This is a genomic window from Candidatus Dorea massiliensis AP6 (genome assembly GCF_964245105.1).
GTDB classification, from domain to species: domain Bacteria; phylum Bacillota; class Clostridia; order Lachnospirales; family Lachnospiraceae; genus Laedolimicola; species Laedolimicola intestinihominis.
Window position 1 is genome coordinate 34839 of sequence record NZ_CAXTKW010000006.1, and the last position, 13207, is coordinate 48045.

Sequence of the window (13207 nt, forward strand, 5' to 3'; positions counted from 1 at the left end):
TATGAAGCGGGCCTTAACTTTTGTTTCTATACACAAGTCAAAAAGAAGAAAGGAAGAGACCATGGAAAAATTATTATTTACCTCAGAATCCGTAACCGAAGGCCATCCGGACAAAATTTGTGACCAGATTTCCGACGCTATTCTTGACGCCCTGCTGGAGCAGGATCCCATGAGCCGCGTAGCCTGCGAAACCGCTACCACTACCGGCCTGGTACTCGTTATGGGCGAGATTACCACCAAGGGCTATGTAGATATTCAGAAAATCGTTCGCGATACCGTGCGCGAGATCGGCTATGACCGTGGAAAATACGGCTTTGACGCCGACAACTGCGCGGTTATTACAGCCATTGACGAGCAGTCCGCCGACATCGCCATGGGCGTAAACAAGGCGCTGGAAGCAAAGGAGCACCTGATGAGCGAGGATGAAATCGAAGCCATCGGCGCCGGCGACCAGGGTATGATGTTTGGCTACGCAGTCAATGAGACTCCGGAGCTGATGCCCTATCCGATTTCCCTGGCACACAAGCTGACCAGGCAGCTCACCAGGGTTCGTAAGGACGGCACCCTGACCTACCTTCGTCCGGACGGAAAGTCCCAGGTGACCGTAGAGTACGATGAGAACGGCAAGCCGGCGCGTCTGGACGCTGTTGTTATCTCTACCCAGCACAGCGAGGATGTGACACAGGAGCAGATTCACGAGGATGTCAAGAAATACGTTCTGGATCCGATCCTTCCGGCAGAGATGGTAGATGAGAATACCAAGTTTTATATTAACCCGACAGGACGTTTTGTTATCGGCGGACCCCACGGCGACAGCGGACTGACCGGTCGTAAGATTATCGTGGACACCTACGGCGGAATGGCGCGTCACGGCGGTGGAGCCTTCTCCGGCAAGGACTGCACCAAGGTAGACCGTTCCGCAGCGTACGCAGCACGTTACGTGGCAAAGAATATCGTGGCTGCAGGCCTGGCTGACAAGTGCGAGATTCAGCTGTCCTATGCTATCGGTGTGGCAAGACCGACTTCTATCAACGTGGATACCTTTGGAACCGGCAAGCTGTCCGATACCAAGCTGGTAGAGCTTATCCGTGAGAATTTCGACCTGCGTCCGGCAGGCATCATCCGTATGCTGGATCTGCGCAGACCGATTTACAAGCAGACAGCAGCTTATGGTCACTTTGGCCGTACAGACCTGGATCTGCCCTGGGAGAAGACAGACAAGGCAGAAGAGCTGAAGAAGTATCTGTAAAGCCCTTCAAGGTAACCGTTAAATACTAAGAAAGCCGTAGCAGAGTGCGTTATCTGCCGCGGCTTTCTTTTTTTGCACGAGCGACGAGTATAAAGTCCGTGCTTGCGCCGAAATATGGTGAAACATACAACTTTTTGTAAAAAATCGTAGATTTTCATCCGCAAGGTATTGCAACAATACCTAAGAAGTATTATACTATAAAAAGTTTTTAAGAAAGTTTATCAATTTTTTAGATTTATATAGAAAGTGCTATATACATGGAGTATACAAGAGGGGCGGTCATTGAACGGCTGCTGAAAAGCTATAGAACCTATTACGATATCCACATGCAGGAGGATGAGACTCCGATTGCGGCCCGCTGTGATTTCTTTGAACATTCTGAGAAATATGTGCTGTCAAAAAAGGCCGAGCTCTGGTCCGCGGACAATGAGGAATTTCTCTACATCGTGGATATCCCGCATCTGACCCTGGAGCTCTACGAGAAATGGAGAGATTACATCCAGGAGGACGGGATGCAGCGCGTCAAGCCGGGACCGGGCCATATGGCTTCCTATATTACACCGGTTTTCATCTGTGATACCTGTGATGAGGATGCGCGGAAGGCATTGAAGAAATGCCGCATTTACAAAAGTTTTCATTTTTCACTGCACGGCTGGATGGACCACCACACTGCGGTAGTCCAGGTTTCCACGGGACAGATTGATGCCAACGGGGGAGGCCGTCATACAGCGAAAATTTTGAAAAAAATTTTATATGCAAAGAAAAAGAAAGGGAGTATGTAACAATGAATTCACTGGTACTTCTTATCGTCTGTGTCGCAATTCTGATTGCGGGCTACATCTTCTACGGCGGATGGCTCTGCAAGCAGTGGGGCGTAGGCGACAGCAAAACTGAGACACCGGCTCATACTATGGAAGATGGTGTAGACTATGTTCCGGCGAAAGCCCCGGTTCTGATGGGACATCATTTCTCCTCTATCGCAGGCGCAGGCCCGATTACCGGACCGATTGGCGCAGCTATGTTCGGATGGCTGCCTGTAACCCTGTGGATCCTGGTTGGCGGTATTTTCTTCGGCGGCGTACATGACTTTGGTGCTCTGTTCGCATCCGTTCGTAACAAGGGACAGTCTATCGGAGAGATTATCTCTTCCAACATGAGCAAGCGCGCAAAGCAGCTGTTCATTATCTTCTCTTATCTGACCCTGATCCTGGTAGTAGCGGCATTCGCTTCTATCGTAGCATCTACCTTCGGCGCAGTATATGATGAGACCGGCGCTCTGAATATGGCAGCTTCCGAGACACCGGCTACCGTTGCCATGATCTCTATCCTGTTCATCGTGATTGCTATCGTATTCGGTTTCTGTGTATACCGTCGGAACATGCCCATGGGCATCGCTTCCGTAGTCGGCGTACTGGCTATCGTATTGATTATGGCTATCGGAATGAACTTCCATCCGATTTACCTGTCTACTAAGGCGTGGATGTGGATTGTAGGTATCTATATCGCTATCGCTTCTGTTACACCGGTATGGATCTTGCTGCAGCCCCGTGACTACCTGAGCTCCTTCCTGCTTTACGCAATGCTGGCAGTAGCGTTCTTCGGTGTCGTTGTAGCACATCCGACCTTTGACAGCACCTTCCCGGCAGTGACCAGCTTCGCTGTAGATAACGGAAATGGTGTACAGTATATGTTCCCGGTTCTGTTTACTACTGTAGCATGTGGCGCTATCTCCGGTTTCCATTCACTGGTATCTTCCGGAACCACATCCAAGCAGCTGGATAAAGAGAAGGACGCAAAGCCCATCGCTTACGGCGGAATGCTTCTGGAGTGCGTACTTGCAGTCCTGACCCTGTGCGCTATCGGCTATGCTTACAAGTGGAACGCAGCTCATCCGGACGCAGCTCTGACCGGAGCTACAGCGATCTTCGGCGGTGGTATTGCTCACATGATCGACGACGTCATTCCGGGAAGCTACAGCATCCTGAATTCTCTTCTGGTGCTGACCTACTCCGCATTCTGTCTGACCTCTCTGGATACTGCTACACGTCTGGCACGTTTCATGTTCCAGGAGTTCTGGCTTGAGCCGGGCGAAACAGCAAAGGATGTAAAGGAAGGCTGGAAGAAGGTTATGGTTAATCCCTACTTCGCAACCATCTTGACTGTAGTTCTGGGTATCCTGCTCGGTATGACAGGCTACGCAAAGATCTGGGGTCTGTTCGGAGCAGCGAACCAGCTGCTGGCAGGCATCGGCCTTCTGGCTGTAGCTACCTGGCTTGGCAACGCAGGTAAGAACAACAAGATGTTCCTGCTTCCGATGGCATTCATGATCGTTGTAACCATCTGCTCTCTGTGCCTGACAGTAAAGAACCAGATCGGCATGATTGCGGCAGGCGGCGCAGACTGGGGGCCCTGGGCGCAGACTATCTTTGGTATCCTTCTGATTGTCCTGGCTATCGTCCTAGTTATTGAAGGTGTTCAGACTCTGAAAAATCCGAAGAAGGCAGCATAAATTTTAAAAATGTATCCGAACGGAGCAGCGCTTTGGCGTTGCTCCGTTTTTTGTATGCAAAAGGCTTTGTAGAAAGCAGAAAAGTGTAGTATACTAAGCACAGAATATGCGAACGGGAGGGACTTATGAAGTTCAAGGAAAAATACCTGGCGGGGGAGCTTCCCTTTGAAGCCATCGACAAATACATTGAGGACTGGGGTAACAGCGATGAGACCTGTACCTTAAGGGAATATCTGGGACTGAACGCTGAGGAAGAGGACGTGTGGATCTCTGACAGCGATGAGGCGCTGCAGGAATTACTGGATAAGCAGAAAAAATAAGTGAAAGGAAAAATTTTGTAAAATGGAGAGCAGAGTACAGAAGACACTGGAAAACCATAGGAAAGGATATAACTGCGCGCAGTCTGTGGCCTGCGCTTACTGCGATTTGGTGGGACTGGATGAGCAGAGCGTATTTCGGGCGACGGAAGCCTTTGGGCTTGGTATGGGCGGCATGCAGGCTACCTGCGGCGCGGTATCCGGCGCAGTGATGCTGGCGGGACTGAAGAACAGCTGCGGTGATCTGGAAGCGCCCGTGAGTAAGGGAAAGACGTATCAGATTTCGAAGCAGCTCGTGGAGGCGTTTCAGAAGAAGAATGGATCTCTGGTCTGTAAGGAGCTGAAAGGTGTGGAGACAGGCTGCCCGCTTCGCTCTTGTAATGACTGTATTGCGGATGCGGCAGAACTGGTGGAACAGATTTTATTTGCAGAGAAATAGGTGCTGGTAAATGGTAAAAATCCGTCTGGCACGGACAGGAGAGGGCCAGGATCCGTCCGAAGCGGCCAGAGAATTACTCGTGTCTGCCCTGGAAAATGAATATGGAATTCCGGCGGCTGAAGCTCGGATAGAGAAGGATGAGAAGGGAAAGCCGTATCTGGAAGGCTATCCGGATCTGTACCTCAGCATTTCCCACAGCGGCCCCTACATAGCCTGTGCCTTTGGGGATAAGCCGGTGGGTGTCGATACGGAAATGTGGAAAGCGCACCCGAAATGGCGGCGGATTGTGGATAAAATGCATCTGCGGGAACGGGAAGCCTTTGACAGGGCCTGTGGCGGGGCAGTTTCGGAGGAGGCGGAAGAACCGGTGGAAGCCTTCTGTGATCTGTGGGTGCGGAAGGAAAGTTTTCTGAAAGCCATTGGCGAAGGCCTGCGGATTCCGCTTTATGCCTTTGACACGACGGAAGAAAGGGTGCGGCAGGAGCTTCGAAAAGAACCGTATTTTATAAGAAATTACCGGGTGGAGAAGGAACCGGTCAGCATAGCGGTCTGCGCCGGAGAAGAGAAGCTGCCACTGGATCTTTCCATGTGGGTCTGGTAAAATGAGGAAAAACAGGAACAGTGATTGAGGAGGCTATTATGGCGGTCGAGAACAGAAAAAAGAAGAAGAACAAAATGTCTGTCCCGCTGATGATTGTGCTGGTCATCTGCGTGGTGGTATTGGGAGTCAGCATCTGGCAGTTGTCCGGCATTTTCATTGAGTATAAGAAGGGAACAGACGAGTACGATAAGCTGCAGACCTATGTGTCGGAGGAACCGGTGGAAGAACCGGTAACTGCGGATACCGGGGATGGAGAAAATGAGGATGGAACTGAGGCAGAGGGCGATACCGAAGAGCAGGTACAGCGTGTAGCTATCAGCGAGCTGCAGGCGCAGAATTCCGATACGGTGGGCTGGATTCAGATTCCGGGTACCCAGATCAGCTATCCGCTGATGCATACCGGCGACGATTCCTATTATCTGAATCATACCTTCAGCAAGAAGCTGAACAGTGCAGGCAGTATTTTTGTAGAGACGCTGAATAATGGGGATTTCTCCGATTTACATACGATTATTTACGGGCATAATATGAAAAATGGTTCCATGTTCGCAGGACTGAAGGAGTACAGCTCCGCATCCTATCTGGTGGCCCATCCCAATGTCTACATCGACCTGGCGGACGGAACCCATGCATATCAGATTTTCTCCGTATACGAGGCAGAGGCGGACAGCGACAGCTACACCATCGGCTTCGCGCCGGACGAGACCTACGAGGAGTATCTGAAGACCATCAAGGGACGGTCCCTCTATGACACCAGCGTGACGGTGACAAAGGAGGATTCCATCATTACCCTGTCCACCTGTACGAAGCACGGAGAGAAGCGGTTCCTGGTGCATGCGAAGAAGATATATTAAAAGGTTGTGAACGTAGCGAACAGGAGGGATTGCTATGGGAACAGAGGATAAGATAAAGCTTTTGAAACAGTATGTGGAGGAAAGCAGCGCAATCGTATTTTTCGGCGGCGCGGGCGTGTCCACCGAGAGCGGCATTCCGGATTTCCGGAGCGTGGACGGTCTCTATCATCAGGAGTGGAAGTATCCGCCGGAGACCATCATCAGCCACAGCTTTTTTGTGCGGAACCCGGAGGAATTCTACCGGTTTTACCGGAAGAAGTTACTCTGCCCGGATGCGAAGCCCAATGCGGCCCATAAGAAGCTGGCGGAGTTGGAGGCTACGGGTAAGCTGAACGCCGTGGTGACTCAGAACATCGACGGGCTTCATCAGATGGCAGGAAGCAAGCGGGTCTATGAGCTGCACGGCTCGGTGCATCGGAATTACTGCCAGAAGTGCGGGAAGTTCTATGATATGGAGTATATGCTGCATTCCGAGGGCGTGCCCCGGTGCGGGTGCGGCGGCATCATCAAGCCGGATGTGGTGCTTTACGAGGAGGGGCTGGACGACGCGACCCTTCGGGGCGCGGTGCGGGCTATCTCCCAGGCGGATATGCTGATCATCGGCGGCACGTCCCTGGCGGTGTATCCGGCAGCAGGACTCATTGACTATTTTACCGGAAAGCATCTGGTTGTCATCAATCGGGACGCCACGCCCCGGGATGCCGGCGCGGATTTGCTGATCCAGGGCAATATCGGAGAGGTTTTAAGTGGAATATAAAGTAGGAGATATCGTAAAATTAAAGAAGGCGCATCCCTGCGGAAGCTCTGAGTGGGAGATCTTAAGGGTCGGCGCGGATTTTCGCCTGAAATGCATGGGCTGCGGACATCAGATTATGGTGGCGCGGAAGCTGGTGGAGAAGAATACACGGGGGCTTCGGAGCCCGGAGGCGTAGATACGAATGCATCGGATTATGTTAGAAAGCATGATCCGGTGCATTTTTACGGATAAAATACAAAAATTGGGTAAAAAAACTATGGAAATCTCGTTCTCATTATACTATAATTTCCCTGTAAAGTTAGTTTGCATTAACTAACTTGCAAAATACAACAATTGGGGGAGGGAGTCATGTTTCTTACCATCAACAATATAAAAAAATCCTTCGGCTCCGGCGACAGTCGCATTGAGGTTTTAAAGGGGATCAACCTGTCCATGGAACAGGGCGAATTCTGTGTGCTGCTGGGGCCATCCGGTTCCGGTAAATCTACGCTCCTGAATATCATCGGCGGCATTGACGCAGCTGACGAGGGCGACATCTGCATCGAGGGTGAGCGGATGGCTGACATGAAGGAGAAGAAGTTGACGGCTTACCGCCGGAAGCACTTGGGCTACATTTTCCAGATGTATAATCTGATCCCGAATCTGACCGTCCGGGAAAATATCGAGGTGGGCGCTTACTTAAGCGACAAGCCCTTGGACGTGGACGAGCTGCTCCACACCCTGGGCCTCTACGACCACCGTGGGAAGCTGCCAAACCAGCTTTCCGGCGGACAGCAGCAGCGTACTGCCATTGGCCGTGCTATTGTGAAAAACCCGGACATCCTGCTCTGCGACGAGCCCACCGGAGCCCTGGACTATCAGACGTCCAAGGACATCCTGAAGCTCATCGAGACCGTCAACCAGAAGTACGGCAACACCGTCATCATGGTCACCCACAACGACGCCATCAAGGATATGGCGGATCGTGTGGTGCGGCTGCGCGACGGCATGATCCGCAAGGACTACCGGAACGAACACAGGATTCCGGCAGAGAATCTGGAGTGGTAGGGGGAGACGTATGAAAAATCCGCTGCGGAAGCGCTTGCTGCGCGAGCTGAAAAGTGAATTTGGAAAATATCTGGTGATTTTCCTCCTGCTGGCCGGAACCATCAGCCTGGTATCGGGCTTTCTGGTGGCGGACGGCAGCTTGCTCATTGCCTATAACGAGGGGTTTGAAAGATACAATATTGAGGATGGTAACTTCCGGCTGGGCGAGAAGGCCAACAAGGCCCAGTTAAAGTCCATCCGGGATTTGGGCGTTACGGTCTACGACCTGTTTTACGCCGAGGAAGCCCTGACCAACGGCAGTACCCTGCGTATCTATCCGAATCGGGAGCAGGTGGATCTGGTCTGCCTGATGCAGGGCGCAATGCCGACAACGGCGGACGAGATTGCCATCGACCGCATGTACGCCGATAACAACAGCCTGACCATCGGCGATACCCTGGAAAGCGGTGCCCGCTCCTGGACCGTCACCGGTCTGGTGGCATTGCCCGATTACAGTTGCCTCTTCCGGGATAACAACGACAGTATGTTTGACGCGGTAAAATTCGGCGTGGCCATCGTGACGCCGGAGATGTTCGAGGATTTTAGTAAAGATGAGCTGTATTGGAATTATGCATGGAAGTATGATGTGAAGCCGGCGGAGGGCAAGCCTGAGCAGGACGCCGCCGAGGATCTGATGCAGGGCATCTTAAATGAGGCCGAGCTGGAGAATTTCATTCCCACCTATCAGAACCAGGCGATTCAGTTCACCGGCGACGATATGGGCGGAGACAAGGCCATGATGGTAATTCTTTTGTATATCGTCATATTGATAATGGCTTTCGTTTTCGGAATCACCACCAGCAATACCATTTCTAAGGAGGCCAATGTCATCGGTACCCTGCGGGCCTCCGGTTATACGAAAAACGAACTGATTCGACATTATATGACCATGCCGACCATCGTGACGCTGACCAGCGCCCTGATCGGTAATATTCTGGGCTATACTTCCCTGAAAGAGGTCTGCGCCGGAATGTATTACGGCAGCTACAGCCTGCCCACCTACGTAACCGTCTGGAATGCGGAGGCATTTCTGGAGACCACGGTGGTTCCGGTGATTCTGATGATGGTGGTCAACTATCTGGTGCTTCGGCGAAAGCTGAGTTTATCGCCGCTGAAATTCCTGCGGCGTGATTTGAGCCGACGGAAGCAGAAGCACGCCATGCCGCTAAGCCCCCATATCCCGTTTTTTACCCGGTTCCGCTTACGGGTCATTTTCCAGAATGCCGGGAACTACCTGATCCTCTTTATCGGAATCATTTTCGCCAATATGCTGCTGATGTTCGGGCTGGCCCTTCCGGCGGTGCTGGACCACTACCAGGCGGAAATCGAGCAGAACCTGCTCTGCAATTACCAGTATATCCTGCAGGTGCCCTATGACGCCATGAATGAAGATAAGAAGCTGGAGAGTATGATTTCCATGCTGTACTTTCAGAATGAGGTGGAGACGGAAAATGAGGACGCGGAGAAGTTCAGCGCCTACACCTTAAATACGCCGGAGGAGCCCTACATGAAGGAGAGTGTGATGCTTTACGGCCTGCAGGATGACAGCCGGTATATTCCCATTGATTTCCGGGATGGCGGCGTGTATGTGTCATCGGCTTATGCGGAGAAGTATCTGCTGAAGCCCGGAGATGAGATTATCCTGTATGAGGAGTACGGCACCGACGCCTATACCTTCCGGGTGGACGGCGTCTATCATTACGAGGGCGGCCTGACTATCTTCATGTCCCAGAAGCAGCTGAACACCTTATTCGACCTGGGAAATGATTATTTCAGCGGTTATCTGTCTGATACGGAGATTACAGACATTGATGAGAAATACATCGGTTCGGTGATCGATGTGGAAGCGCTGACGAAGATTTCCAGGCAGCTCAACGTGTCCATGGGAAGCATGATGGGGCTGGTCAATGGATTTGCGATTCTGATGTTTATGGTGCTGGTCTACCTGCTGTCGAAAATCATCATTGAGAAGAATGCCCAGTCCATCTCTATGACGAAGATATTGGGTTATTCCAATCGGGAAATCAGTGGATTATACATTATGTCAACCACAATAGTAGTAATCCTGTTTCTGCTTATCAGCCTGCCCATCGAATACGAAATCATGGAGGTGCTGTTCCGCATGATGATGCTGCAGAGCATCAGCGGCTGGATTACCTTCTACATCGGACCGGAGATTTACGTGAAAATGTTTGTAATGGGCTTTGCGACCTATCTGATGGTGGCCCTGCTGGAATACCGGAAAATCCGGCATGTGCCCATGGATGCGGCGTTGAAGAATGTGGAATAGCGGGAGGAGTGAGAGTATGAACGGAAAGAAATTATTGCTGCAGAAGCTGATGCTGCTCCTGCTTCTGCTGGTAGTCGTGGCAGCCGGAGCGGCAGTCAGCTTCGGAATGAAAAATAAAAGCGCGAAGGACGATGGAAATGCGGCTTCCAAGGGGACGACGGCGTCCAGTGCTTCCGGAACAGCTTCCGGGGAGACGACAGAAAATCAGGAATCCGCGTTGGAAAAAGATAAAACCGAAACGGTTTACATAAAATCAGATGCGGAAGGAAACACCAGGGAAATCACGGTGGAAACCACCCTGAAGCACCCGTCCGATGGATCCGATATCCGGGATCAGAGTAACCTGAAGGACATCCGTAACACCAGGGGCGACGAGGAATATACGCAGGGCTCCGACGGAAGCCTCATCTGGGAAAATCACGGCGCGGACATCTCCTATAAGGGAACCAGCGACGCAGAGCCTCCGGTCAGGGTAAAAGTCACCTACTATCTGAACGGCGAGCAGATAAGCCCGAAAAAGCTGGCCGGAAAAAGCGGCAGGGTGACAATTCGCTTCGACTATGAAAATACAGCTACAGAGACCGTGACCGTAAAGAAAAAAGCCTATGAAGTACAGACCCCGTTCCTGGTCATGTCGGCTCTGGTACTGCCCTCCGATACCTTCTCCAACATCGAAGTAACCAATGGAAAACTGATGAACATGGACGACCAGAGCATGGTCATCGGATGCGCCATGCCGGGCCTGGCGGACAGTCTGCAGCTGTCCGGCTATGAGGTGACCGAGGACATCGACATTCCAGAGTATGTGGAAGTGAGCGCAGACGCCAAAGATTTCGAGCTGGAGTTTACGGCTACCGTCATTACACCGGGACTGCTGGAGGATTTGGACACGGACGACCTGAAGGACGCCGACGATTTTGCGGACGGCATGGATGATCTGAAGGACGGCGTGGATGATATGGATGAGGGCGTCGGGGAGCTCTATGACGGCCTCAAAGATTTCAACGAGTATCTGGATGAATTTACCGATGGTGTGACGGCCCTGCGGGACGCCATGAATCAGGTGAAGGACGGAGCAGGGAAGCTGAATGAGAACAGTAAAGCCCTGAATGACGGCGCGGCGGCATTGCAAAGCGGACTGGAGCAGCTGAACGCGGCGCTTGGCGCGGCAGGCGGTACGACGGGCAATTCTGGCGAGAACGGTGCGTCTGAAAGCGAAGCAGCTGGAAATGAAGCAGCGGCGGCAGGCCAGGCTGCCTTCGCGAAGACGGTATCGGCATTGAGAGCGGCAGCGGAAGCGGATCCTGAGAGTGAAGAAGGCAAGGCGCAGCAAGAGGCCCTGGCGGCCTTAGGCCTGACCGCAGAGGACGCACAGAACCTGGCAGCCTACGCGAAGACACTGTCTGAAGCGGGAACTTCCGCAGGAGAGCTCAGGAGCCAGCTTGCTGCCTCTGCAGCAGCCCTGGCCGAGGGCAGCAGGCAGCTGACTACCGGCCTGACCGCCTACACTGCAGGCGTCAGCGCCCTCTACGAGGGCACCACCAAAGTCGTAGAAGGCGGCACCACCCTCTGCACCGCAGGCGGCGAGCTCTACCGTGGCTTTGGGGAAGCCCTGGACGGCGTCAAAGAACTGCGCGACGGCGTCCGCGACTTCAAAGACGACGGCATCGCCGAACTCACCAAATTAGGCGGCTCTGACTTCCGTAACGTAATGAACCGGCTGCGGGCAGTGAAAGAGGCCGACGACGGCTACGACAACTTCGCCGGGCTTGCCGAGGGCAAGACCGGAAGTGTCCGCTTCATCGTAGAAACCGAAGAAATCAAAAAGTAAATAGAAGAATATGGATAGTTATGTAAACTAAGAAAAAGCTAAAAACAGCGGCTGCGGGAAAAACTTTCCTAAGGAGCCCCTTCTGTGGGGCGAGCGTGGAAAATTTTTCCCGCAGCCGCGTCCGTTTTAATTAAACCCTATTTCAAAGCATCCAAATAGCTTTCCGTAAGAGAACCAGTCATCGGCACTCCCAGCTCCGGCAGTACCTGATCCAGCGCCTTCATCACAGCCTCCAGCTTCTCCGGCCGCGCATTTTCTCCCATATGTCCAATCCGGATAACCTGCCCTTCCAGCACATCAAAGGATCCTGCCAGCATAATGTTATACTTCTCACGAACCGCTGTCAAAATCGCCGCCGCTGTCGTTTCCTTCGGCACGTCAAACACAGATACCGTATTCGAATACCCATTGCGCGTATGCAGTTTCAATCCACAAGCAGTCAGCGCCGTACGCACCGCTTGGGCAATCTTCGCATGCCGCTCCCGGATGGTGCTGTCTGCCTTAATATTCTCAAAAGCGGCCCGCAGTCCCCGAATATCACTGATGGGCATGGTATACGGAAACCATTGCTTTTCAAAATACCCGTCAAAGGTCATCAGATTCGCGTAAAAGGAAGCTATCGGCGTTTTCCGCTCCTTCATAGCTGTCCATGCAGCAGGGCTGACAGTCACAAAGGTCAGTCCCGGAGGGGCGGAAACCACCTTCTGAGAGCCGCCGCAGAGCAAATCAATCTGAAAATCATCTACACGAACCTCTTCGCCAAACATGGCGGAGACAGAATCTACGACAGTCAGAATGCCATAGGATTTCAGCAGCGGACAAATCCGAGCAATATCATTGAGCACGCCGCTGGGGGTATCACAGTGAACCACTGTAGCATACTTAAAAGCATGATCCTTCTTCAGAAAATCTGCCAGTGCGTCCACATCGACCGCTTCCAGATAATCTACCGTATACAGCACCGGATTTCCGCCGTACATTTTTACAAAGTCGGCAAAGCCCTTGCCGAAGACGCCATTGTCGATGATCAGCACCCGATCGCCCGGCTCGGTGAGACCGGCGCAGGCCGCTTCCAGGCCAAGGATGCCCTCACCGCCCAGAATCAGCGCCTCGTTCTTTGTGCGAAGCAGGGAGCTGATGAGCTCGCAGGTCTCCTTATAGAACGTATAAAAGTCCGGATCCAGATCCGGATTGGTACAGGGCAGGCTTCTGGCTGCCAACACATTTTCCCGGACCTGTGTAGGCCCGGGTGTCATAATTTCGTACATGGGAAA

13 protein-coding genes are annotated in these 13207 nt (G+C 52.4%); 12 read left to right on the plus strand and 1 reads right to left on the minus strand.

Features of this window, described 5'->3' with window-relative positions:
• Positions 1–61: 61 nt before the first annotated feature.
• The 12 genes from metK to ACESZP_RS07670 all read left to right on the plus strand — a co-directional run bounded on the left by metK (position 62) and on the right by ACESZP_RS07670 (position 11933).
• Positions 62–1249 (plus strand): methionine adenosyltransferase, encoded by a 1188-nt coding sequence (gene metK / locus ACESZP_RS07615; RefSeq protein WP_178039431.1) that lies wholly within the window; start codon positions 62–64, stop codon positions 1247–1249.
• Between the two features lie 257 nt (positions 1250–1506).
• Positions 1507–2031: a DUF8052 family protein gene (locus tag ACESZP_RS07620; RefSeq protein ID WP_499708605.1), complete on the plus strand. Its 525-nt coding sequence runs from the start codon at positions 1507–1509 to the stop codon at positions 2029–2031.
• Between the two features lie 2 nt (positions 2032–2033).
• Complete coding sequence (locus tag ACESZP_RS07625) at positions 2034–3758, plus strand: carbon starvation CstA family protein (RefSeq protein WP_499708607.1); 1725 nt, start codon at positions 2034–2036, stop codon at positions 3756–3758.
• Positions 3759–3883: 125 nt separating this feature from the next.
• Positions 3884–4078 (plus strand): hypothetical protein, encoded by a 195-nt coding sequence (locus tag ACESZP_RS07630; protein WP_178039434.1) that lies wholly within the window; start codon positions 3884–3886, stop codon positions 4076–4078.
• A gap of 22 nt (positions 4079–4100) precedes the next feature.
• Positions 4101–4514, plus strand: coding sequence for a C-GCAxxG-C-C family protein (locus ACESZP_RS07635; RefSeq protein ID WP_499708609.1), 414 nt, complete (start codon positions 4101–4103; stop codon positions 4512–4514).
• A 10-nt stretch (positions 4515–4524) separates the two neighbouring features.
• A complete protein-coding gene (locus ACESZP_RS07640) occupies positions 4525–5115 on the plus strand; it encodes a 4'-phosphopantetheinyl transferase family protein (RefSeq protein ID WP_499708611.1) in 591 nt (196 codons plus the stop codon).
• 38 nt (positions 5116–5153) lie between these two features.
• Complete coding sequence (gene srtB, locus ACESZP_RS07645; protein ID WP_499708613.1) at positions 5154–5969, plus strand: class B sortase; 816 nt, start codon at positions 5154–5156, stop codon at positions 5967–5969.
• A gap of 34 nt (positions 5970–6003) precedes the next feature.
• Positions 6004–6726, plus strand: coding sequence for an NAD-dependent protein deacylase (locus ACESZP_RS07650; RefSeq protein ID WP_349165243.1), 723 nt, complete (start codon positions 6004–6006; stop codon positions 6724–6726).
• Positions 6716–6901 (plus strand): DUF951 family protein, encoded by a 186-nt coding sequence (locus tag ACESZP_RS07655; protein WP_178039439.1) that lies wholly within the window; start codon positions 6716–6718, stop codon positions 6899–6901. The genes ACESZP_RS07650 and ACESZP_RS07655 overlap by 11 nt, the downstream gene beginning before the upstream one ends.
• 173 nt (positions 6902–7074) lie before the next feature.
• The gene (locus tag ACESZP_RS07660; protein ID WP_499708615.1) at positions 7075–7773 is read left to right on the plus strand and encodes an ABC transporter ATP-binding protein; all 699 of its coding nucleotides are present in this window, start codon (positions 7075–7077) and stop codon (positions 7771–7773) included.
• 10 nt (positions 7774–7783) lie between these two features.
• Positions 7784–10102: an ABC transporter permease gene (locus ACESZP_RS07665; protein WP_499708617.1), complete on the plus strand. Its 2319-nt coding sequence runs from the start codon at positions 7784–7786 to the stop codon at positions 10100–10102.
• 16 nt (positions 10103–10118) lie between these two features.
• Entirely contained in the window at positions 10119–11933 is a 1815-nt protein-coding gene (locus ACESZP_RS07670; RefSeq protein ID WP_499708619.1) for a hypothetical protein, read from the plus strand.
• Between the two features lie 137 nt (positions 11934–12070).
• Here ACESZP_RS07670 and ACESZP_RS07675 read toward each other — a convergent pair whose 3' ends face one another.
• A complete protein-coding gene (locus ACESZP_RS07675) occupies positions 12071–13201 on the minus strand; it encodes a pyridoxal-phosphate-dependent aminotransferase family protein (protein ID WP_499708621.1) in 1131 nt (376 codons plus the stop codon).
• Positions 13202–13207 lie beyond the last annotated feature (6 nt).

Excerpts from the sequence above, each read along its gene's own strand:
- metK (WP_178039431.1), top strand. The coding sequence starts at position 62 with ATGGAAAAATTATTATTTACCTCAGAATCCGTAACCGAAGGCCATCCG.
- ACESZP_RS07620 (WP_499708605.1), top strand. The coding sequence starts at position 1,507 with ATGGAGTATACAAGAGGGGCGGTCATTGAACGGCTGCTGAAAAGCTAT.
- ACESZP_RS07625 (WP_499708607.1), top strand. The coding sequence starts at position 2,034 with ATGAATTCACTGGTACTTCTTATCGTCTGTGTCGCAATTCTGATTGCG.
- ACESZP_RS07630 (WP_178039434.1), top strand. The coding sequence starts at position 3,884 with ATGAAGTTCAAGGAAAAATACCTGGCGGGGGAGCTTCCCTTTGAAGCC.
- ACESZP_RS07635 (WP_499708609.1), top strand. The coding sequence starts at position 4,101 with ATGGAGAGCAGAGTACAGAAGACACTGGAAAACCATAGGAAAGGATAT.
- ACESZP_RS07640 (WP_499708611.1), top strand. The coding sequence starts at position 4,525 with ATGGTAAAAATCCGTCTGGCACGGACAGGAGAGGGCCAGGATCCGTCC.
- srtB (WP_499708613.1), top strand. The coding sequence starts at position 5,154 with ATGGCGGTCGAGAACAGAAAAAAGAAGAAGAACAAAATGTCTGTCCCG.
- ACESZP_RS07650 (WP_349165243.1), top strand. The coding sequence starts at position 6,004 with ATGGGAACAGAGGATAAGATAAAGCTTTTGAAACAGTATGTGGAGGAA.
- ACESZP_RS07660 (WP_499708615.1), top strand. The coding sequence starts at position 7,075 with ATGTTTCTTACCATCAACAATATAAAAAAATCCTTCGGCTCCGGCGAC.
- ACESZP_RS07665 (WP_499708617.1), top strand. The coding sequence starts at position 7,784 with ATGAAAAATCCGCTGCGGAAGCGCTTGCTGCGCGAGCTGAAAAGTGAA.
- ACESZP_RS07670 (WP_499708619.1), top strand. The coding sequence starts at position 10,119 with ATGAACGGAAAGAAATTATTGCTGCAGAAGCTGATGCTGCTCCTGCTT.
- ACESZP_RS07675 (WP_499708621.1), bottom strand. The coding sequence starts at position 13,201 with ATGTACGAAATTATGACACCCGGGCCTACACAGGTCCGGGAAAATGTG.